The organism is Streptomyces purpurascens, assembly GCF_045040895.1.
Taxonomy (GTDB): Bacteria; Actinomycetota; Actinomycetes; order Streptomycetales; family Streptomycetaceae; genus Streptomyces; species Streptomyces purpurascens.
This window is the reverse complement of the sequence record NZ_CP108341.1, coordinates 4147605-4169621: the sequence shown is the minus strand read 5'-3', so window position 1 is coordinate 4169621 and position 22017 is coordinate 4147605. Positions and strand designations below refer to the sequence as shown.

The window sequence follows — 22017 nt, the reverse complement described above, 5'->3', positions numbered from 1 at the left end:
CGGGCTCCTGACCGCTCCTTGTGGGCCCTGCCCCATGCGACGAGAGGGGCGTTTGGTTACCGAAGGTCCAAATGCCTCTCTTTTAAAGGAGTTTGGGCGCATGCGGTGACTCGATTCGGTCAAGTCTTGGTCGAATATGTATGTGCATGGCGTGCTCTTCCGAAACGATGCGGCACGGCCCGTGTGACACGCGGGCCTGACCCCCCTCACCGTTCTGAGAGAACTCCATGAGAAGAAGCGCAGCCGTACTGTGCGGCGCGACCGTCGTCCTGGCCGGGACCCTCACCGCCGCTCCCGCCAGCGCCGACGCGTCGTACTCCGCGAACACCGCCCAGGCCGCGAAGGTCACGTGGAAGAAGTGCGCCACGGACGACTCCCCGACGCTCCAGTGCGCGTCGGTGAAGGTGCCGCTCGACTACGCGAAGCCGCAGGGGAAGCAGATCACGCTGGCGCTGTCCCGCGTGCCGCACACCGCCTCGACGTACCAGGGCCCGCTGCTGGTCAACCCCGGCGGCCCCGGTGGCAGCGGCCTGTCGCTGGCCGGGTTCGTCGCGTCCTCCCTGCCCAAGGAGGTCGCGGCCCAGTACGACGTCATCGGCTTCGACCCGCGCGGCGTGGGCGCGAGCAAGCCCGCCCTGGACTGCAAGCCGGGCCACTTCGACCCGGTGCGCCCCGACTCCGTGCCCAGCACGCCCGCGATCGAGAAGGCCAACCTCGCGCGCGCCAAGTCCTTCGCCCAGGCCTGCGGCACGAAGTACAAGGACGTCCTGCCGTACATCAACACGGTCAGCGCCGTGAAGGACATGGACTCGATCCGCAAGGCCCTCGGCGCCAAGAAGATCAACTACTTCGGCTACTCGTACGGCACCTATCTCGGCGCGGTCTACGCCAAGTTGTTCCCCGAGCGGGTGCGGCGCCTGGTGCTGGACTCGATCGTCGACCCGACCGGGGTCTGGTACGACGACAACATCCAGCAGGACTACGCCTTCGACAAGCGTCACAAGGCGCTGATGGCGTGGATAGCCAAGTACGACTCCACGTACAAGCTCGGCACCGACCCGAAGAAGATCGAGGCCAAGTGGTACGCCATGCGGGCGGCCCTGGCCAAGAAGCCGGCGGGCGGCAAGGTGGGCGCCTCCGAACTGGAGGACATCTTCATACCCGGCGGCTACAACAACGCCTACTGGCCCACCCTCGCCCAGACGTTCGCGGCCTACGTCAACGGCCACGACACCGCTGCGCTGGTCAAGGCGTACGACGACATCGCCGCCATCGACGCCTCCGGCGACAACGGCTACAGCGTCTACACCTCCGTGCAGTGCCGTGACGCCTCCTGGCCGCGCGACTGGAACCAGTGGCGCAAGGACAACTGGGCCGTGTACGAGAAGGCCCCGTTCATGGCCTGGAACAACGCCTGGTACAACGCGCCGTGCGCGTTCTGGCCGACGACGTCGCAGAAGCCGGTGAACGTCGCCAACTCCAAGCTCCCGCCGGTCCTGCTGTTCCAGGCGACGGACGACGCGGCCACCCCGTACCAGGGCGGCGTCACCATGCACCGCCTGCTGAAGGGCTCCAGCCTGGTGGTGGAGCAGGGCGGCGGCAACCACGGCATCACGCTGGGCGGCAACGCCTGCCTCGACAAGCACCTGGCGACGTACCTCACCAACGGCAAGGTGCCGCACGGCAGCGGCACGGCCGACGCCGTCTGCAAGAAGCTGGCCGACCCGAAGCCGCAGGCCGCTGCGGAGAAGACGCCGAGCACGGCCAAGTCGGCCGTCGCCCATGTCGGCAAGACCCTGAGCGGGATCCTGGGCCACGGCGGCTGAACATGCCTGTCTGAGCCTTGGCTCATGTGAAAGAAGGGCGCCCCGCACACGCGGGGCGCCCTCAGTCACGTACGGGAGAAGGTCACAGCTTCTCGATCACGTAGTCGACGCACTTCGTGAGCGCCTCGACGTCCGCCGGGTCGATCGCCGGGAACATCGCGACGCGCAGCTGGTTGCGGCCGAGCTTGCGGTAGGGCTCGGTGTCGACGATGCCGTTGGCGCGCAGGACCTTGGCGACGGCGGCTGCGTCGACGTCGTCGGTGAAGTCGATCGTGCCGATGACCTGGGAGCGCTTGGCCGGGTCGGTGACGAACGGGTTCGCGTACTTGACGTCCTCGGCCCAGCCGTACAGCGTGCGCGCGGACGTGGCCGTGCGGCGGACCGACCAGTCCAGGCCGCCCTGGCCGTTGATCCACTCCAGCTGGTCGTTGAGGAGGAACAGCGTGGCGAGGCCCGGGGTGTTGTACGTCTGGTTCTTGCGGGAGTTGTCGATCGCCGTGGGCAGCGAGAAGAACTCCGGGATGTGGCGGCCGGACGCGTGGATGCGCTCCGCGCGCTCGATCGCCGCGGGGGAGAAGACGCCGATCCACAGGCCGCCGTCGGAGGCGAAGGACTTCTGCGGGGCGAAGTAGTAGACGTCCGTCTCGGCGATGTCGACGGGCAGGCCGCCGGCGCCGGAGGTGGCGTCGACCAGGACGAGGGAACCCTCGTCCGCGCCCTGCACCCGCTTGACGGGGGCGGCGACACCGGTGGAGGTCTCGTTGTGCGTGAACGCGTACACGTCGACGCCCGCCTCGGCCTGCGGCTCCGGATGCGTACCGGGGTCGGAGGAGATGACGCTGGGCTCGGCGAGCCAGGGGGCGAGCTTGGAGGCCTTGGCGAACTTGGAGGAGAACTCGCCGAAGGTGAGGTGCTGCGACTTGTTCTCGATCAGGCCGTGCGTCGCGATGTCCCAGAACGCGGTGGAGCCGCCGTTGCCGAGCACCACCTCGTAGCCGTCGGGGAGCTGGAACAGCTCACGGACGCCCTCGCGCACCTTGCCGACCAGGTTCTTGACCGGGGCCTGCCGGTGGGAGGTGCCCATGAGGGAGGTACCGGTGGCGGCGAGGGCGTCCAGCGCCTCAGTCCGCACCTTGGAGGGACCCGCGCCGAAACGTCCGTCGGCGGGCTTGATGTCAGCGGGAATCTGGATCTCAGCCACGCTCTGGAGGTTAGCCGGTGAGGAAACCTGGGCGAAACGTGGTCCGTCGGGTGAGACGGGGTTCCGGCAGCCGTCAGTGCGGCGACGGGCCGGGCCAGACGGCCGAGGCGTCGTCGCGGTGCGGGGCCGGCAGCCGGACCGGGCGGACGGGAACAGGGCGGACGCGGCCCTCGGAGGCGGCCGTCCAGGGGCCGGGGCGGCCGGAGTAGCACAGGGTGGTGAGGACGAAGACGCCGTCGGCGTAGACCTCGACGTACTCACCGACGGTGAGGATGCGCAGTGCGGCGGCGGGGTCCGGCAGGAGGGTCTCGCCGAGCAGGGTGCCCTCGGGGCCGGTGACCCGGAGGTTCTTGCCGTCGCAGCCGACCGTGAGCGCGGGCCGGCCTTCGTCGGAGACATGTGTGCGCAGGGTGATCTCGGTGCGGCCGGAGAGGTCGACGTCACCGACCGCGTGCAGGGGGGCGTCGTACGTCTCCTCGCCGAGCCAGGGGTCCAGGCCCGGCCACCATTCCAGGCGGGGCGCCGCATCGTCCCTCACGACGAGGGACTTGGGCTGGGCGAGCATGCCGCGGCAGTGGTCGCCGGTGTCGGTGAGGCCGACGCGGCGGGGGGTGGTGTGCAGCACGACGCGGGAGCCGTCGGGGGCGGTGACGACGCGCGGGGCGTACGCGCCCGTCGGGCCGAGCGGACCGCGGCGGGTCCACGGGCCGCGCAGGCGCGGGGCGGTCCACGCCTCGAAACCCCGGGTGGCGCCGATGGAGCCGAGCAGCAGCCAGCCGCCGTCGTCGAGGCGTTCCAGGACCGGGCACTCCAGTTCGTCGACGTCGCCGGGGGAGATCAGCGGCGGGTGGACGGTCCAGTGCTCCAGGTCGTCGGAGGTGGCCCAGGCGACGCAGCCGCCGGCCTCGACCGGCAGGGCGGCGTCGGCGGCGCAGACCACCATGACCCAGCCGTCGGACTCGTCGTCGCGTACGACGAAGGGGTCGCGCCAGCCCATGCGTTCGCCCGTGCGGTACCAGCGCCCGTCCGCCTCCACGACCGGCCCCGTGCCGTGGCGCCGCCAGCCGGTGCCGTCGGCGCGGTCGGAGTGGGCCAGGCCGACCGACTGCAGGGGCCAGCCGTCGGGGGTGAGTCCGGAGACGGCGGTGTAGAGCATCGCCATGCCGGCGCCGTGCGGGAAGGCGTGCATGGTCCACACCGCCTGCTGGTCGAAGCGGCCCGGCAGGCCGTTGCCGAAGGCCGTGCCCTGCGGCTCCCAGTGGACCAGGTCGGTGGAGGTGGCCCGGCCGTAGGACGTCTCCATGCGCAGGTGGTCGAACTCGGCCGTCCACGGGCCCTGCAGGTGCAGCGCGGTGTAGGTGCCGTCCGCGTGGCGCAGGAGGTCGAAGTCGTTCACACAGAGGCCGGGCGGCGCGTATCGCATGGACAGGTCCTGTCTGCCGACAGCGGCACTCAAACGCGTGCGCTGTGCTCTAGCTGGCGAGAGTTTCTCTGAGAGTCAGCCGAAGTAAATCTGAACGCAAACGCTTGCGCAACAGGAGGGGCGGGTTTACGGTCTCGTCACTCCCCCTCACGCCGACGTGCTTCCGGGCCCCCTGACCCGCGGCGTGCACCCGATCAAGGAGCGTCCCGTGACGGTCAGCATCACCGATGTCGCAGAGGCCACCGGGGTCTCGGCATCCACCGTGTCCCGCGCCCTGCGCGGCCGTCCCGGAGTGTCGGAGGAGATGCGGGCCAGGATCGTCGCGGCCGCCGCCGAGCTGGGCTACACCGCCTCGCGCTCGGCGTCCAGCCTGGCCAGCGGGCGCACCTACACCATCGGCGTCGTCGTCCCGTACGTGGGCCGCTGGTTCTTCGGCACCGTGCTGGACTCCGCCGAGAAGGTCTTCAGCGCCGCCGGTTACGACGTCCTGCTGTACAACCTCGGCTCACCGGAGGCCCGCAAGCGCTTCTTCACCAAGCTGCCGATCCGCAAGCGGGTCGACGCCGTGCTGTCCCTGCTGATCCCGGACCTGGAGGAGGCCGCCGCCCTGCGCTCCCTTGGCGTGCCGCTGGCGACCACGGTCGGCGGCGCCCGGCCCGGTTTCACGGTGGTCGGCATCGACGACCGGGGCGGGGCGGAGAGCGCCGTACGGCATCTGGTGAACCTCGGCCACCGGCGGATCGGCATGATCTCCGGCGCCAGCGAGCCGCTGCACTGGACCACGCCCCTCGACCGCCGGCAGGGCTACCTGGACGTGCTGGCCGACGCCGGGATCGAGCCCGACCCCGCCCTGGAGGCGGACGGCGGTTACACCGTCGAGGGCGGCGAGCGGGCCATGACCGAGCTGCTGGCGCTGCGCCACCCGCCGACGGCCGTGTTCGCCCAGTCCGACGAGATGGCGATGGGCGCGCTGCGCGCCCTGCGTCGGCACCGGCTGAGGGTTCCGGAGGACGTGTCCGTCGTCGGATTCGACGATCACGAGCTGTCCGAGGTGGTCGGGCTGACCACCGTGGCCCAGCCGGTCGCGGCCCAGGGCCGGGAGGCGGCCCAGCTGCTGCTGGCGTGGCTGGACGGCCCGGACGCCGGGCCGCCGCCCCCCGTCGAGATGCCCATCCGTTTCGTCCTCCGCGAGACCACCGCTCCGCCGCACACCGGCCGGCAGCGATAGCTCCCCCCCCGTCCCCTTCCCCGCCCGCAGCCGGGAGCGCCGTTCCGGCCCCCGGCCCCTCCCCACCGTCCGCGCACCCACCCGCACACCCCGCACGGAGGCATGACCATGATCATCGGTAACAGAAAGCACCGTCGTACGGGCCTGACAGCCCTCGCTCTGCTGCCCCTGGCCGCGCTGGCCGCCTGTGGCGGGGGCGGCGGCAGCGACACCTCCGCCGAAGACGGCAGCGGCAAGGGCACCATCAGCGTCTGGGCCCACCAGGGCCAGGCGAACGAGGCGGCCGCGCTGCAGAACGCGGTGAAGTCCTTCAACTCCTCGCAGAGCGACGTCAAGGCCGAGCTGAAGCTCATCCCCGAGAACGACTACACCAAGACCATCACCACCACCGACGCCTCCGAACTGCCGGACGTGCTGGAGTTCGACGGCCCGACGATGGCGAACTTCGTCTACAACAGCAAGCTCGCCCCGGTCGACGGCCACGTCTCCGCCAAGACCCTCGGCAACGTCACCGACGCGATCAAGGCGCAGGGCGAGATCGACGGCAAGCACTACGGCCTGGGCATGTTCGACGCCGGGCTCGGCATGTACGCCAACAAGAAGCTGCTGGACGCGGCCGGCGTGAAGTACCCGACGAGCGTGGACGACGCCTGGACGGCCGAGGAGTTCGGCAAGGCCCTCGATGCGCTGAAGGGCAAGGACTCCGACGGCAAGGTCCTCGACATATCGGAGCAGTACGGCCTGGCCACCGAGTGGGGCACCTTCGGCTTCTCCCCGATCGTCTGGTCGGCCGGCGGCGGCCTGCTGAAGGACGGCAAGGCGGAGGGCGCCCTCGACAGTCCGGACGTCGTCTCCGCGATGAAGACCTTCCAGTCCTGGAAGACGTACGTCGACCCCAACACCGACGGCAACGCCTTCGCCAAGAGCAAGGTGGCGCTGAGCTGGGTCGGCCACTGGAACTACCCCGCGTACAGCGAGGCGCTCGGTGACGACCTCGTCGTCCTGCCGCTGCCGGACTTCGGCAAGGGTCCCAAGACCGGCCAGGGTTCGTGGGCCTGGGGCATCGGCGCCGCCGGCAAGAACGGCAAGGCCGCGGGCGTCTTCCTGGACTACCTGCTGAACGACACCAACGTCGGCGCGATGACGAAGGCCAACGGCGCGGTGCCCGCCACCAAGTCCGCACTCGCCAAGAGCGAGCTGTACAAGAAGGGCGGCCCGCTCCAGCTCTTCGCCGACCAGCTCGCCCAGCCCTGCGGCGACAGTGACATCAGCGCCTCCTGCGTGGCCGTCACCCGCCCGGTCACCGCCGGATACCCCACGGTCACCGCCAAGTTCAACACGGCCGTGAACTCGATCTACGGCGGTGCCGACCCCAAGGAAGCCCTGCAGAAGGCCGCCCGCGCCATCGACCGGGACTTCACCGACAACGCCGGCTACGAGATCCCGTAACCCGCAGGACGCATCGGCCCGGGCGGGCCGTCGGCGACGTGGCGACGCAACGGCGCAGCCACCCACCGACCGAGCCCGCCCCGCCGGGAAGAGGACCCTCCCGTGAAAACCGTGGAACCCGCGCACCCCGCGGCCCCTGGCCGGGCGCAGGCCGCCTCGTCCACGCCCTCCGCGAAGCCCTCGCGTCCGTCGCGCGGCAACCGCGACTGGCTGCACGGGCTGCTGATGTCCGCCCCGGCCGTCGGCGGGCTGATCGCCTTCGTCGGCATCCCGTTCGGCTACGCCGTGGTGCTCTCCTTCTACAACGTCCGCCTCGGCTCGCCGCTGGAGCCCACCTTCTTCGGCGTGGAGCACTACCGGCGGCTGTTCACCGACCCCGACCTGTCCGGCCCGTTCCTGCGGGCGCTGCTGAACAACCTGACGTTCGCCGCGGTCGTCGTACCGCTCCAGACGGGTCTGGCGCTGACGCTGGCGATCCTGCTCAACCGCAAGCTGAAGGCCATCGGCCTGTTCCGGTCCTTCTTCTTCATGCCGGTGGTCTTCCCGATGGCGCTGGTCGCCGTGATCTGGCGGCTGATCCTCGCCCGCAGTGAGCAGGGCATGCTCAACTCCCTGCTGGACACGGTGACGTTCGGCAACTGGGGTGCCTTCGACTGGCTCGGCGACGGTCTCACCGCGATGGGCTCGATCATCGTGCTGTCGGTGTGGCAGGGAGTCGGCTTCCAGATGGTCATCCTGCTGGCCGGCCTCCAGCAGATCCCGGGCGAGCTCTACGAGGCCTCCGAGCTGGACCGGGCCTCGCGCTGGCAGCAGTTCCGGCACGTCACCCTGCCCGGCATCCGCGGCACCCTCGTCTTCGTCGCGATGCTGACCTCGGTGCTGTCCTTCCGGGTCTTCGACCAGGTGTACATCCTCATCCGCGGCGGCGGCCTGGACGAGGACGCCACCCGGACGGTGATGTACCAGGCCGTCACCACGGCCTTCGACCAGAACAACATCGGCCAGGCCTCGGCCGTCACGGTGGTGTTCTTCCTGATCGTCGTCGCCCTGACGATCGTCCAGCGCCGCGTCGTCCGGCCCGACAACGAGGACTGACTCCACCATGGCCATGACCCGCACGCCCGTACGCCGCGTCCTCGACTACACCGTCCTGAGCGTCCTGGCGTTCGTCTTCGCCCTCCCCGCGCTCTACCTCTTCCTCGGCAGCCTCAAGCCGTCCGACGAGGTCCTGAACGGCCTGTCCGGCTTCCTGCCCACCCATCTCTCCTTCGACAACTACACCGCCGTCCTCGACAGCCTCAGCTCCGACAGCACCGGCTACTTCTGGCAGTTCATGGGCGTGTCGGTGCTGCTGTCGTTCGTCGTGGTGACGGGCGGACTGATCGTCAACTCGATGGCCGCGTACGGTCTGACGCGGCTGAAGTGGCGGGGACAGAACGCGGTGTTCACCCTCGTCCTGCTGCTGATGCTGATCCCGTTCGAGTCGGTGGCGGTGCCGCTGTTCTACATGTTCAACGGCCAGCGCAACACCCTGTTCGTCCAGGGGCTGCCGTTCGTCGCCAACGCCTTCGCCATCTACCAGTTCCACACGTTCTTCAAGAAGATCCCGCCGAGCATCGAGGAAGCGGCCCGGCTGGACGGCGCGGGGCCCTGGCGCACCTTCTTCGCGATCATCGTGCCGATGTCCAGGCCGGTGTTCGCCTCGGTCGCGATCCTCACCTTCCTCATCCAGTGGGGCTCCTTCCTGTGGCCGGTGCTGATGGTGTCCGACCCGTCGGTGCGTCCCCTCCCCCTGGAGATGAGCGTCTTCCAGGGGCAGCAGCCCCCGGACTGGGGCCAGATCCTCGCCTTCGGCGTGCTGCTGGTACTGCCCGTGCTGATCGTCTTCGCGTTCTTCCAGCGCTGGTTCGTCGAGGGCGTGGCCAGCTCCGCCGTCAAGGGCTGAGGCCGCAGAGGGCGCCCCGACCCGTCACTGTCAGTGATCGGGTGCATGCTGGACGCATGACGGATGCCGGGGAACTCCCTGCCCTTGAGGCCGAGCTGAGCCGGGTCGTCCGGGGTGACGTGGGTTTCGACGTCACCTCCCGGGCGCTGGTCACCATGGACGCCTCCAACTACCGGCGCGTGCCGCTGGGTGTGGTCGCTCCCCGTGACGCCGACGACGTGTCGGCCGTCCTGGAGGTGTGCCGGGAGCGCGGGGTGCCGGTCGTGGCGAGAGGCGGCGGGACGTCGATCGCGGGGCAGGCGACGGGCACGGGTGTCGTGCTGGACTTCACCCGGTACATGAACCGGCTGGTGTCGCTGGATCCCGAGGCGCGTACGGCCGTCGTGCAGCCGGGGCTGGTGCTCGACCGGCTCCAGGAGGCCGCCGCACCGCACGGGCTGCGCTTCGGCCCTGATCCGTCCACGCACAGCCGGTGCACGCTCGGCGGCATGATCGGCAACAACTCGTGCGGCTCGCACTCGGTGGCGTGGGGGACCACAGCGGACAGCGTGCGCGAGCTGGACGTGGTCACCGCGCGGGGGCGGCGGCTGCGGCTCGGACAGGACTGGGCCGGGGCGCCGGACGGGCTGCGGGCCCTGGTGGACGGCGAGCTCGCCCGGTTGCGCACCGGCTTCCCGGAGCTGCCCCGCCGCATCTCCGGGTACGCGCTGGACGCCCTGCTGCCCGAGCGGGGCGCCGACGTGGCCCGCTCCTTCTGCGGCTCCGAGGGCACCCTGGGCGTGCTGACGGAGGCGGTCGTACGACTGGTCGAGGCGCCCCGCGCGCGTGCGCTGGCCGTGCTGGCGTACGCCGACGAGAGCGCGGCAGCGGAAGCGGCCGCCGGGCTGCTGCCGTTGGGGCCGCTGACGGTGGAGGGCATGTCGGCGGACCTGGTGCCGTCCGCGGCGGCCCTGCCCAAGGGCGCGGCCTGGCTCTTCGTGGAGACCGGCGGGGAGTCGGCCGCGGAGGCACGCGCGCGTGCCGAGGCGATCGTGCGGGCGGCCGACGTCGTGGACGCCCTCGTGGTCACCGACCCGGCGGGGCAGCGTGCGCTGTGGCGGATCCGGGAGGACGCGAGCGGTACGGCGACGCGGATGCCGGACGGCAGTGAGGCCTGGCCGGGGTGGGAGGACTGTGCGGTGCCGCCCGCCCGGCTCGGGGCGTATCTGCGGGACTTCCGGGGACTGCTCACCGCGCACGGGCTGCGCGGCACGCCGTACGGCCACTTCGGGGACGGCTGCATCCACGTCCGGATCGACTTCGACCTGCTGACGGAGGCGGGTGTCGCCCGTTTCCGCCGCTTCTCGGAGGAGCTCGCGGAGCTGGTGGTGGCGCACGGCGGGTCACTGTCCGGGGAGCACGGGGACGGACAGGCGCGGGCGGAGCTGCTGCCCCGGATGTACGGGGAGGAGATGGTGGGCCTGTTCGAGCGGGCGAAGGGGGTATGGGACCCGGACGACCTGCTCAACCCCGGCATGCTCGTGCGCCCCGCCCCCCTCGACGCCGACCTGCGCTTCTCCGTCCTGCCCCGCGAACCGGTCGACGTCGCCTTCGGCTACCCCTCGGACGGCGGTGACTTCTCGGCGGCGGTCCGGCGCTGCGTGGGCGTCGCCAAGTGCCGTACGACGTCGGTGTCCGGCTCCTCCGTCATGTGCCCGTCCTTCCGGGCGACCGGCGCGGAGGAGCACTCCACACGCGGGCGGGCCCGGCTGCTGCACGAGATGCTCGCGGGCGAGGTGGTGACCGACGGCTGGCGCTCGACCGAGGTACGGGACGCGCTGGACCTGTGCCTGTCCTGCAAGGGCTGCCGCTCGGACTGCCCGGTCGAGGTCGACATGGCCACGTACAAGGCGGAGTTCCTCCACCACCACTACGCGGGGCGACGCCGTCCGGCCGCGCACTACGCGATGGGCGGGCTGCCGGTGTGGCTCCGGGCGGTGTCCCGCACGCGCACGGCATGGCTGGTCAACGCGCTCTCCGCGGTACGGCCCTTCGCGTGGGCGGCGAAACGACTGGGCGGGATCGCACCCGAGCGGGAGATTCCGCGGGTGGCGCGGCGGACGTTCAGCCGGTGGTGGGAGCGGCGGCGGGGTGAGGCGACCGCAGGTTCCGGCGCCCTGGTGATCCTGTGGCCCGACACCTTCACCGAGCACCTCTCGCCCTCCGTCGGGCAGGCCGCCGTGCGGGTGCTGGAGGCGGCTGGGCTGCGGGTGGGGCTGCCGCCGACGTTGCGGCTGGTGAGACCGCCGGTGGGTGACGGGCGGACGGTCGCGATGGATCCGCTGTCGGTGCTGCGCGGCCGGGGCCGTGTCTGCTGCGGGCTGACGTATGTGTCGACGGGCCAGCTGGACCGCGCCCGGGCGGTCATGCGCCGCACGCTCGACCTGATGGAACCGGTGCTGGAGACCGACGCCCCGGTCGTGGTCCTGGAGCCGAGCTGCGCCGCGGCCCTGCGCACCGACGTCCCCGAGCTGCTGCACGACGACCCGCGTGCGGCCCGCCTCGCCGCGAAGGTCCTCACCCTCGCGGAGACGCTGGAACGCCACGCCCCCGACTGGACGCCGCCGCGCGTGGACCGCCCGGTGGCCGGCCAGACCCACTGCCACCAGCACGCGGTGCTGGGCGACGCCGCCGACCGCCGGCTGCGGCAGGCCGCTCTGCTCTCCGGCGAACTGAGCGGCGGCTGCTGCGGTCTCGCGGGGAACTTCGGCTTCGAGAAGGGCCACTACGAGGTGTCCACGGCCTGCGCGGAGGAACACCTCCTGCCGTCGGTACGGAACGCCCCGGACGGCACGGTGGTCCTGGCGGACGGCTTCTCCTGCCGCACACAGCTGGAACAGCTGGCGGGGGTGCGGGGGAGCCATCTGGCGGAGGTGCTGGCGGCGGCGCTGGAGGGGGTGGGGGATGAGGCCGGAGGGGGAGGGATCGAACCGTAGGACGAGGGGTGAAGCGGGGGCGCTTGAGGCGTTCGGACCACGCGACGGGCGGACCCGAGTGTCTGAGCCGGAGGTGGGCCCAGGCCGCTCCTAGGCTCGCGGGACCAGCCACTCCAAGGAGCCCGCGTATGAGCATCCGCGTCAAACCGATCACCCGTGACGAGCACCTCGCGTTCGTCGCGGCCCGCCCCTCCGCCAGTCACACCCAGGTCCCGTCCTGGGGCGAGGTGAAGCCCGACTGGCAGGCGGAGAGCCTGGGTTGGTTCGACGCGGTCGGGCGGCTCGTCGGCGCGGGGCTCGTCCTGCTGCGCCCGCTGCCCGGGCCGCGGCTGCCCGGGCTGCGGAGATACCTGGCGTATCTGCCCGAGGGCCCGCTCGTCGACTGGCACGAGCCCGGCCTGGAGCGGCTGCTGGAGCCGATGCTCGCGCACCTGAGACGGCGGGGCGCCTTCGCGGTGCGGATGGGCCCGCCGGTCGTGGTGCGCCGCTGGAGCGCCGAGGCGGTCAAGGCGGGGATCGCGGACCCGGCCGCCGGGCGGCTGAACGACGTGCGGGCGACGTCGTACGACCCGAGTGCCGGCCGGATCGCGGGCGATCTGCGCCGCATGGGCTGGCGGCAGACCGAGGCCGGCGGTGAGGGCGGCTTCGCCGCGGGGCAGCCCCGGTACGTCTTCCAGGTGCCGTTCGCCGGCCGGTCGCTCGACGACATCCACAGCGGCCTGAACCAGCAGTGGCGGCGCAACATCAAGAAGGCGGAGAAGGCCGGCGTGAAGGTCGTACGCGGCGACCTGGAGGATCTGCCGGCCTTCCACGAGCTGTACGGCGAGACCGCCGAGCGGGACCGGTTCATCCCGCGCCCGCTGTCCTACTTCCAGGGCATGTGGAGGGCGCTCACCGCCGAGCACCCGGACCGTATGCGGCTCTATCTCGCGTACCACGACGGCGAGGTGCTCGCCGCCGCGACCATGCTGACCGTCGGCGACCACGTCTGGTACTCCTACGGCGCCTCCACCAGCCGCCGGCGCGAGGTCCAGCCGAGCAGCGCCGTGCAGTGGCGCATGATGACCGACGCCCATGAACTCGGCGCCGCCGTCTACGACCTGCGTGGCATCACCGACACCCTTGAGGAGTCCAGCGACCTGCTGGGTCTGCTCCGCTTCAAGGTGGGCACCGGCGGCGAGGCCGTCGAGTACCTCGGCGAATGGGAGTACCCCCTCAACCGGCTGCTGTACAAGGCGTTCGGCCTCTACCTCTCCCGGCGCTGAGGAACGCGTCTCACTGACCAAGACAGCGGTAAAAGGGCTTCACGCACCTGACTGAGTCTATTACTCTGGACTGAGAAGTACATCGGGATGTACGCGGAGTGCAGGCCGGTGTACGCACAGCCCGTACCCCGAGCCGACCAGCACAGGACCGCCCGTGACCACCCCCGCCAGTGCCACCACGCCCCAGTCCGCGACGGCCGCCACACCCTCCCCGGCCGGCGGCGGCCCCGGCCGCCTCGGATCCCTCGGGCCCGTGGGCCTGGTGCTCGCGGGCGGCATCTCCGTGCAGTTCGGCGGCGCGCTGGCGGTGACCCTGATGCCGAGGGCGGGTGCCCTCGGGGTGGTGGCGCTGCGCCTGCTCGTGGCGGCGGTCGTCCTGCTGCTGGTCTGCCGTCCGCGCCTGCGCGGCCACTCGCGCACCGACTGGGGCACGGTCGTCGTCTTCGGCATCACCATGGCCGCGATGAACGGCCTCTTCTACCAGGCCGTCGCCCGTATCCCGCTGGGCCCCGCGGTCACGCTGGAGGTCCTCGGACCGCTCGCCCTCTCGGTCCTCGCCTCCCGCCGCGCGATCAACTTGGTGTGGGCGGCACTCGCCCTCGCCGGTGTCTTCCTCCTCGGCGGCGGAGGCTTCAGCGGCCTCGACCCCACCGGAGCGGCCTTCGCCCTGGGCGCCGGCGCCATGTGGGCGGCCTACATCGTCTTCAGCGCCCGTACGGGCCGCCGCTTCCCGCAGGCGGACGGGCTGGCCCTGGCGATGGCGGTCGGCGCGGTGCTGTTCCTGCCCCTGGGCATCGCCGAGTCGGGGACGAAGCTGGCCGACCCGGTGACGCTGGGTCTGGGCGCGGCGGTGGCCCTGCTCTCCTCGGTCCTGCCCTACACCCTCGAACTCCTCGCCCTGCGCCGCCTGCCCGCCTCCACCTTCGCGATCCTGATGAGCCTGGAGCCGGCCATCGCCGCGACGGCCGGCTTCCTCATCCTCGACCAGGCCCTCTCGGCCATGGAGGCCGCCGCGATCGCCCTCGTCGTCGCGGCGAGCATGGGGGCGGTGCGCACGCAGGTGGGCCGCGGGCGCAAGAAGACGGCGGCGTTGGAGAGTACGGGCCTGGAGGGCTAGGACCAGGGCTAGGGCTAGGACCAGGACTCGCGAGCGAGTGCCGCTCGCATCTGGCCGAGCCACTCCGTAGCCAGCCTGCGCCCGTTCGGGAGCTGGTCGCCTCGATCCCAGCGCCACGCTGTGATCACCGCCAGCACGAGGATCCGGCACTGGCGCAGCACATCCTGATCGACACCCGGATAGTGCTCGCCGACTTCCTCGGGCGCATGGGCGAGGTCGAATTCGACGGGCCCACGGCAGCACGTCTCGAGGTCGATGAACAGCAGCCCGTTCTCCGTGGTGAGCAGGTTGCCCGGGTGTGGCTCGCCGTGCAGCAACTGCTCGGCGCCGCCGCGCTCGCTGATCACTCGCCTCATGCGTCGCAGTGTGTCGCCGAGCAGCTCCCGGTCCGCGTCGGGGAGCGCCGGAGTGCGGTCGCGGTTCGCCACGAGCTGTTGTGCCTGCTCGACCCGATCCGTGAAGTGCGGCGTCGGGACGTCGAGTGCGCGCATGCCGGCATGCAGCCGATCGAGTGCGTGGGCGTAGTCGGCCGGTGGGACCTCGCGAGGCGTCACGGGTTCGTAGTAGGTCCACAGCGTGATGACGAAGCCGTCACGCTCATGGACGCGTGGCTCCACTCGCGGCTCGAGAGCGGCCACCGGGCACCCGGCTTCGTTGAGCCGCTGAGCCAGCTCGACCTCGAACCGGGCGACCTGATCCGCCACCGGCGCCACCCGGGCCAGGACATCACAGGGCAGCAGCCGCAGAGTGAGCTTGTTCGAGTCGTGAAGAACGATCGCGTCGTCGGCTGTCAGGCCGAGTGCTGAGGCGGTCGACACGGCCGCGGCCATCGCACGCCGGACCTCTGATACCTGCATCGTCGCTCGGACCCTCTCCCTTGAGCTCAACCGGACGGTGTGACCGAGGGCCACACGCCGAACCACTGCTCGGCGCCGTACTCCTCGAACCGCTCCACCTCGGTGAACCCCAGCTTCGCCGCGAGGCGCATCGCGCGGTCGTTGCCGGTCCGGGTGCAGAGCACCACCGGCTCGCCGGGAAGCGCCGCGCGTTCGAGCTCCTCACGCGGTCGAGGCCCGCCGATGCTCGGGGCAGGCGGCCAGGTGCCGGGTCCTGACTCTGTCATGGCGGCAACCTATCGACCGCGGCTCAACGAGGCCGCTGAGCGCGCGACGCGGAACCCCACGTCGTCGATCCGGAACGTCGGATGGCTACGGCGCCGCACCGAGGCCCGGCAGCTCCAGTGCTCGTCGGACCAGCCGCCGCCCCGCAACACCCGGTACGTGCCGTAGACCTCGGCGTCGTAGAGGTCCCAGCACCAGTCCCAGACGTTGCCCAGCATGTCGTACAGGCCCCACGCGTTGGGCTGCTTGCCGCCCACGGTGTGGACCCGCTCGTCCGAGTTCCCCCGGTACCAGGCGACCTCGTCGAGCAGACCGTAACGCGGCCCGGCACTGCCGGCACGGCAGGCGTACTCCCACTCGGCCTCGGTCGGCAGCCGATACCCGTCGGCGGAGGCGTCCCACTCGACGGCCTCGGCCTCGACGCCCGTGCGATACGCGGGTGTCAGACCCTCCTCCACCGAGAGGGCGTTGCAGAAGGCGACCGCGTCCCACCACGACACACCCTCGACCGGCAGCCGCTCGCCACGAGCGGCACTCGGCCGTTCGCCGGTGACCTGGGCGTACCACTCCTGAGTGACGGGGAACGCCGACATCCGAAAGGGCGCGACCTCGGTCGTCCAACTCCGCTGCGTCCGCCGGTCGGACAGCGTCACCGCCCCGGCCGGGACGGCAACCATCTCGTTCTCCACGCCCACGCCAACTCCCATGCGGGGTGAGCCTATTGGCGCCCGCCGTGAAATATCCAAGCCCACACCGAAGTTGATCCGTCCATGACTCAACGCCCCGGCCCCCGCCCCCTGTCCGACGAAGCCCTCTCCGACCTCCTCGGCAAGCAGCAGTTCGGCACGCTCGCCAGTGTCAAGCGCGATGGCCGCCCCCATCTGACCACCATGGTCTACAGCTGGGACCCCGAGGCTCGCATCGTGCGGTTCTCGACGACGGCCGAGCGCATCAAGGTCAAGCATCTGAGACGCGACCCGCGGGCGGCACTGCATGTGCAGGGCGGTGACGTGTGGTCGTTCGCCGTCGCGGAGGGCGAGGCCGAGGTCTCCGAGGTCACGGCGGTTCCCGGTGACGCGGTCGGGCGGGAACTGCTCGGGATGATCCCGCAGGCCGCGAAGCCGGAGGACGAGGACGCGTTCCTGGAGGAGTTGGTCGCCGAGCGCCGGGTGGTCGTCCGGCTGAAGGTGGACCGGCTGTACGGGACGGCTCTCGACATCACCGGATAGACCGGCCGGGGCCCCACCCCGAGCCACCTCAGCGCGTCAGGATCCCGCCCACGGTGATCCCGTAATGCACCCGCAGCCGACGCAGCTCCCACAACCCGACCGCCGTCACGGACACCGGGGCCCCGAGCAGGAACACCACTCGCACCGGCCCCGGCACGCCCGCGTACGCCCCCGTGAACACGTCGATCAGGGTCATCTCCCACACCAGCGTCATCGCGAGCAGCGGCGGCATGGTCTGGTGGATGTCGGCGGTGCGGAACACGTGGACCAGGGCGAGACCGATGCCCCAGATGACGAACGGCAGCACCCACACCAAGGTGAACACGGTGGTCACCCAAGTGACCACGGACATCACGGGGTTGGTGGCGAACTTTCCCTCGACGAAGCCGGTGAGCACGGACGCCGGGAAGACGAAGACCCCGGCCACGAGAGCCACGATCGCGCCGAACGGCCGCGCCGCCCGGCGCAGCAGATCCCGGCGGGCCGACGGGGCGGTCAGGGCCAGCAGGATGCCGACGGCCACCGGGAACGTCACCGACAGCATCAGGACGCTGATCCACGACTGGTCGAGGCGGTCGTTCGCGGCGTCCCCGACGGAGTCGGTGATCTTGTAGGCCACCGACACGTACACGAACGCGCCGAGCCCCACGAGCGTGCGGATCTTCTGCATCCGCGCGATGAACGCGTCCTCGACGAGGTCCGGCCGGGACGGCTTGAAGACCCGGCGCGCGGTGTTGATGGGGCCGATCCGCCGCCGCAGCCGTGTGAAGGGACCGGGGGGTGGCGCCTGCGGCGGCATCGGGTGGGGTGAGTGGGGTGTGTAGGGGTGGGGGATGTGGGGCGGATGGCCACCCTGGGGCGGGTAACCGGCGCCCGGTGGCGGGTGACCAGGGCCCGGTGGCGGATACCCGGCGCCCGGCGGCTGCGGAGGCCGGCCGTGCGGGTCGTACGGCGGCTGCCCGCCCGGATTCCAGGTGCTCATTCTGGTTTCTCCCCCGAAGTCCGACCAATGGAACGAGCGCGACTGGGAGTGTATTGATCGCGCCGCCAAAGAGCACGCTTTCAGCCACCCCCACATTTTCATGCAAGCATGCTTGATTGTTTCTGACCTCGCTGCCATGCTCCTCAGCACCCCGCACCACCCCGCACACCGCCGTGCCCCAGGGAGCGCCCGTGTCCGATCCGACGTCCGTGATCGACGACCTGCGCGAGGAGAGCGAGGAACTCGACCGCCTCGTGGCCGGGTTGAGCACACAGCGCTGGGCGCTCGCCACCCCCGCCCCCGGCTGGACCGTCGCCCACCAGATCGCCCACCTCGCCTGGACCGACCGCTCGGCCCTGTTCGCCGTCACGGACGCCGACGGCTTCCGCGCCCTGGTCGAGAAGGCCCTCGCGGCCCCGGCGTCCTTCGTCGACGAGGGCGCCGAGGAGGGCGCGGTACTCCCGCCCGCCGAACTGCTCGCACGCTGGCGTGAGGGTCGTACGGCGCTGGAGAAGGCGCTGCGGGCCGCCCCGCCCAAGGCGCGCTTCCCCTGGTACGGCCCACCCATGTCGGCCGCCTCCATGGCGACGGCCCGTCTTATGGAGACCTGGGCCCATGGACAGGACGTGGCCGACACCCTGGGTGTGGTGCGCCCACCCACCGACCGGCTGCGGCATGTGGCCTGGCTCGGGGTGCGGACCCGGGACTTCGCCTACGGCGCGCACGGGCTGACCCCACCGGCCGACCCCTTCCGCGTCGAACTCCGGGCACCGTCCGGTGACTTCTGGGCATACGGCCCCGAGGACGCCTCGCAACGCGTCACCGGCCCCGCCCTCGACTTCTGCCTCCTGGTCACCCAGCGCGCCCACCGCTCCGACCTCGCCCTGCGCGCCGAAGGCCCCGACGCCGACCGCTGGCTGGACCTGGCCCAGGCCTTCGCGGGACCGCCGGGAAGCGGCCGTACGCCGAAGCCGAAGGGGGAAGCCGGGTGACCCTGCGCATCGGCAACGCCTCCGGCTTCTACGGCGACCGCTTCGACGCCCTGCGCGAGATGCTCACCGGCGGCGAACTCGACGTCCTCACCGGTGACTACCTCGCCGAGCTGACGATGCTGATCCTCGGCCGCGACCGGCTGAAGGACCCGGCCGCCGGATACGCGCGCACGTTCCTGCGGCAGTTGGAGGACTGCCTCGGGATCGCCCACGAGCGGGGCGTCAAAATCGTCACCAACGCCGGCGGGCTCAACCCGGCCGGACTCGCCGACGCCGTACGGCACTTGGCCGACCGGCTCGGCATCCCCGTCCGCGTCGCGCATGTCGAGGGCGACGACCTCACCGCCCGCCACCCCGGCAGCCTCGCCGCCCACGCCTACCTCGGCGGATTCGGCATCGCGGCGTGTCTGCGGGAGGGCGCGGACATCGTCGTCACCGGGCGGGTGACGGACGCTGCCCTCGTCACCGGGCCCGCCGCCGCCCACTTCGGGTGGAGGGGGACGGACTACGACCGGCTCGCGGGGGGCGTCGTCGCCGGGCACGTCCTGGAGTGCGGGGCGCAGGCCACCGGCGGCAACTACGCCTTCTTCCGGGACGGTGATGTCCGCCGCCCCGGCTTCCCGCTCGCCGAGCTCCACGAGGACGGCAGCTGCGTCATCACCAAGCACCCCGGCACCGGCGGCTTCGTCGACGTCGGCACCGTCACCGCCCAGTTGCTGTACGAGACGGCCGGTGCCCGGTACGCGGGGCCCGACGTCACCACCCGGCTGGACACCGTACGGCTCGGCCAGGACGGGCCCGACCGGGTGCGGATCGACGGCGTGCGCGGAGAGGCTCCGCCGCCCACCCTCAAGGTCGGGCTCAACAAGCTCGGCGGCTTCCGCAACGAGGTCGTCTTCGTGCTCACCGGCCTCGACATCGAGGCCAAGGCCGCCCTCGTGCGGGACCAGATGGAACCCGCCCTCGGCAAGGCCGCCGACGTGCGCTGGGAGCTGGCCCGCACCGACCGGCCCGACGCGAGCACCGAGGAGACGGCGAGCGCGCTGCTGCGGCTCGTCGTACGGGACCCGGACCAGGGCGTCGTCGGGCGGGCGCTGAGCGGGGCGGCCGTGGAGCTGGCGCTCGCCAGTTACCCCGGCTTCCATGTGCTGGCACCACCGGGGAAGGGCTCGCCCTATGGGGTCTTCGAGGATGTGTACGTCCCCCATGGCGGAGTCGACCATGTGGCGGTCCTCCATGACGGGCGCCGGATTCCCGTGCCACCGGCCCACGACACCGCCGTACTCGACGACGTAGGGGAGCCGCCCCTCCCGGAGCCGCCGGCCCCCGGGCCCACCCGGCACGCCCCCCTCGGCCTCGTCGCGGGCGCCCGCAGCGGCGACAAGGGCGGCAACGCCAACGTCGGGGTGTGGGCCCGCACGGACGACGCCTGGCGGTGGCTCGCGCACGAGCTGACGGCCGAACGATTCCGGCAGTTGATCCCCGAGAGCCGCGAGCTGAACGTCACCCGGCACCTCCTGCCCCGGCTCCGCGCCCTCAACTTCGTCGTCGAGGGCATCCTCGGCGCGGGCGTCGCCGCCCAGCACCGCTTCGACCCGCAGGCCAAGGCCCTCGGCGAATGGCTGCGCTCCCGCCACCTGGACATACCGGAGGCCCTGCTGTGACCGTCCTGACCTCCGCGCTCGACCCCAAGAGCCCCGATTACCGGGACAACCGCGAGGCGATGCTCGCCAAGCTGGACGAGCTGACCGCCGAGCACGCCAAGGCCCTCGCGGGCGGCGGCGAGAAGTACGTGGCGCGGCACCGCGAGCGCGGCAAGCTCCTCGCCCGTGAGCGCATCGAGCTGCTCCTCGACCCGGACACCCCCTTCCTGGAGCTGTCCCCGCTGGCCGCCTGGGGCAGTGACTACACCGTCGGCGCGTCCCTCGTCACCGGCATCGGTGTCGTCGAGGGAGTGGAGTGCCTGATCACCGCCAACGACCCGACCGTGCGCGGGGGAGCGAGCAACCCCTGGTCGCTGAAGAAGGCCCTGCGCGCCAACGACATCGCCCTCGCCAACCGGCTGCCCTGCATCAGCCTGGTGGAGTCCGGGGGAGCCGATCTGCCGTCCCAGAAGGAGATCTTCATCCCCGGGGGCGCCATCTTCCGGGACCTGACACGGCTGTCCGCCGCGGGGATCCCGACCCTCGCGGTCGTCTTCGGCAACTCCACCGCCGGTGGCGCCTACATCCCCGGCATGTCCGACCACGTGATCATGGTCAAGGAGCGGGCGAAGGTGTTCCTCGGCGGCCCGCCGCTGGTGAAGATGGCCACGGGCGAGGAGAGCGACGACGAGTCCCTGGGCGGTGCCGAGATGCACGCGCGCGTGTCCGGCCTCGCCGACCACTTCGCCGTCGACGAGCCCGACGCGCTCCGCCAGGCCCGGCGCGTGGTCGCCCGCCTCAACCACCGCAAGGCGTACGACGATCCGGGCCCGGCCGAGCCCCCCAAGTACGCCGCCGACGAACTCCTCGGCATCGTCCCCGGCGACCTGAAGAGCCCCTTCGACCCGCGCGAGGTCATCGCCCGTATCGTCGACGCCTCCGACTTCGACGAGTTCAAGCCGCTCTACGGGACGAGCCTGACCACCGGCTGGGCCGCCCTGCACGGCTATCCGGTCGGCATCCTGGCGAACGCCCAGGGCGTGCTGTTCAGCGAGGAGTCCCAGAAGGCCGCCCAGTTCATCCAGCTCGCCAACCAGCGCGACATCCCGCTGCTCTTCCTGCACAACACCACCGGCTACATGGTCGGCAAGGAGTACGAGCAGGGCGGCATCATCAAGCACGGCGCGATGATGATCAACGCGGTCAGCAACAGCCGAGTCCCCCATCTCTCCGTCCTGCTGGGCGCCTCCTACGGCGCCGGCCATTACGGCATGTGCGGACGGGCCTACGATCCCCGCTTCCTCTTCGCCTGGCCCAGCGCCAAGTCGGCCGTCATGGGCCCCCAGCAGCTCGCGGGCGTGCTGTCGATCGTCGCCCGCCAGTCCGCCGCCGCCAAGGGACAGCCGTACGACGAGGAGGCGGACGCCGCCCTGCGCGCGATGGTGGAGCAGCAGATCGAGTCCGAGTCCCTGCCGATGTTCCTGTCCGGGCGGCTGTACGACGACGGCGTCATCGACCCGCGCGACACCCGCACCGTCCTCGGCCTGTGCCTGTCGGCCATCCACACGGCGGCGTACGAGGGTGCGCGCGGTGGCTTCGGCGTCTTCCGGATGTGAGGCTG

At 71.4% G+C, this 22017-nt stretch carries 17 protein-coding genes and 1 pseudogene; 12 read left to right on the top strand and 6 right to left on the bottom strand.

The genetic code is table 11. From position 1 onward, the window contains the following. The first annotated feature begins 227 nt into the window (after positions 1–227). The gene (locus tag OHU35_RS18870; protein ID WP_189727035.1) at positions 228–1826 is read left to right on the top strand and encodes an alpha/beta hydrolase; all 1599 of its coding nucleotides are present in this window, start codon (positions 228–230) and stop codon (positions 1824–1826) included. An 82-nt stretch (positions 1827–1908) separates the two neighbouring features. Here the strand turns inward: OHU35_RS18870 and serC are convergent, their stop codons facing one another. Both serC and OHU35_RS18860 read right to left on the bottom strand, forming a co-directional pair. Next, the gene (gene serC / locus OHU35_RS18865) at positions 1909–3027 is read right to left on the bottom strand and encodes a phosphoserine transaminase (protein ID WP_189727034.1); all 1119 of its coding nucleotides are present in this window, start codon (positions 3025–3027) and stop codon (positions 1909–1911) included. Positions 3028–3100: 73 nt separating this feature from the next. After that, positions 3101–4450: a mucin-1 gene (locus tag OHU35_RS18860; RefSeq protein ID WP_189727033.1), complete on the bottom strand. Its 1350-nt coding sequence runs from the start codon at positions 4448–4450 to the stop codon at positions 3101–3103. A gap of 208 nt (positions 4451–4658) precedes the next feature. Here OHU35_RS18860 and OHU35_RS18855 point away from each other — a divergent pair, with 208 nt between their 5' ends. From OHU35_RS18855 to OHU35_RS18825, 7 genes are all read left to right on the top strand, one after another. Further along, a complete protein-coding gene (locus tag OHU35_RS18855; protein WP_189727032.1) occupies positions 4659–5678 on the top strand; it encodes a LacI family DNA-binding transcriptional regulator in 1020 nt (339 codons plus the stop codon). Between the two features lie 108 nt (positions 5679–5786). Then, positions 5787–7127 (top strand): extracellular solute-binding protein, encoded by a 1341-nt coding sequence (locus OHU35_RS18850; RefSeq protein WP_405506081.1) that lies wholly within the window; start codon positions 5787–5789, stop codon positions 7125–7127. A gap of 102 nt (positions 7128–7229) precedes the next feature. Next, complete coding sequence (locus OHU35_RS18845) at positions 7230–8222, top strand: carbohydrate ABC transporter permease (protein WP_189727030.1); 993 nt, start codon at positions 7230–7232, stop codon at positions 8220–8222. A 7-nt stretch (positions 8223–8229) separates the two neighbouring features. Next, positions 8230–9072 (top strand): carbohydrate ABC transporter permease, encoded by an 843-nt coding sequence (locus OHU35_RS18840; protein WP_359893412.1) that lies wholly within the window; start codon positions 8230–8232, stop codon positions 9070–9072. 56 nt (positions 9073–9128) lie between these two features. After that, positions 9129–12047: an FAD-binding and (Fe-S)-binding domain-containing protein gene (locus OHU35_RS18835; RefSeq protein ID WP_405506078.1), complete on the top strand. Its 2919-nt coding sequence runs from the start codon at positions 9129–9131 to the stop codon at positions 12045–12047. Positions 12048–12175: 128 nt separating this feature from the next. Further along, the gene (locus tag OHU35_RS18830) at positions 12176–13312 is read left to right on the top strand and encodes a lipid II:glycine glycyltransferase FemX (protein WP_405506077.1); all 1137 of its coding nucleotides are present in this window, start codon (positions 12176–12178) and stop codon (positions 13310–13312) included. Positions 13313–13466: 154 nt separating this feature from the next. After that, positions 13467–14429 (top strand): EamA family transporter, encoded by a 963-nt coding sequence (locus OHU35_RS18825; RefSeq protein ID WP_405506075.1) that lies wholly within the window; start codon positions 13467–13469, stop codon positions 14427–14429. A 14-nt stretch (positions 14430–14443) separates the two neighbouring features. Here the strand turns inward: OHU35_RS18825 and OHU35_RS18820 are convergent, their stop codons facing one another. From OHU35_RS18820 to OHU35_RS18810, 3 genes and pseudogenes are all read right to left on the bottom strand, one after another. Continuing rightward, positions 14444–15286 carry a phosphotransferase enzyme family protein gene (locus OHU35_RS18820; protein ID WP_189727025.1) on the bottom strand — a complete coding sequence of 281 codons (843 nt, stop codon included), beginning with the start codon at positions 15284–15286 and terminating at the stop codon, positions 14444–14446. Positions 15287–15312: 26 nt separating this feature from the next. Beyond that, positions 15313–15471, bottom strand: a pseudogene (locus OHU35_RS18815) (GNAT family N-acetyltransferase); the annotation flags it as partial. A gap of 90 nt (positions 15472–15561) precedes the next feature. Next, positions 15562–16257 carry a formylglycine-generating enzyme family protein gene (locus OHU35_RS18810; protein WP_229873159.1) on the bottom strand — a complete coding sequence of 232 codons (696 nt, stop codon included), beginning with the start codon at positions 16255–16257 and terminating at the stop codon, positions 15562–15564. A 63-nt stretch (positions 16258–16320) separates the two neighbouring features. On the opposite strand from OHU35_RS18810, the gene OHU35_RS18805 reads away from it, so the two are divergent. Then, entirely contained in the window at positions 16321–16779 is a 459-nt protein-coding gene (locus OHU35_RS18805; protein ID WP_189727023.1) for a PPOX class F420-dependent oxidoreductase, read from the top strand. A 28-nt stretch (positions 16780–16807) separates the two neighbouring features. Here the strand turns inward: OHU35_RS18805 and OHU35_RS18800 are convergent, their stop codons facing one another. Next, positions 16808–17761 carry a hypothetical protein gene (locus tag OHU35_RS18800; RefSeq protein WP_359893422.1) on the bottom strand — a complete coding sequence of 318 codons (954 nt, stop codon included), beginning with the start codon at positions 17759–17761 and terminating at the stop codon, positions 16808–16810. Positions 17762–17952: 191 nt separating this feature from the next. Here OHU35_RS18800 and OHU35_RS18795 point away from each other — a divergent pair, with 191 nt between their 5' ends. The 3 genes from OHU35_RS18795 to OHU35_RS18785 are packed head-to-tail and all read left to right on the top strand — an operon-like array spanning position 17953 to position 22012. Then, positions 17953–18753, top strand: a complete 801-nt coding sequence (locus OHU35_RS18795) for a TIGR03084 family metal-binding protein (protein ID WP_405506072.1) — start codon at positions 17953–17955, stop codon at positions 18751–18753. Continuing rightward, entirely contained in the window at positions 18750–20417 is a 1668-nt protein-coding gene (locus OHU35_RS18790; protein ID WP_189727021.1) for an acyclic terpene utilization AtuA family protein, read from the top strand. The genes OHU35_RS18795 and OHU35_RS18790 overlap by 4 nt, the downstream gene beginning before the upstream one ends. After that, positions 20414–22012 (top strand): acyl-CoA carboxylase subunit beta, encoded by a 1599-nt coding sequence (locus OHU35_RS18785; RefSeq protein ID WP_405506070.1) that lies wholly within the window; start codon positions 20414–20416, stop codon positions 22010–22012. Before OHU35_RS18790 ends, OHU35_RS18785 begins: the two co-directional genes overlap by 4 nt. The last annotated feature ends 5 nt before the right edge of the window (positions 22013–22017 follow it).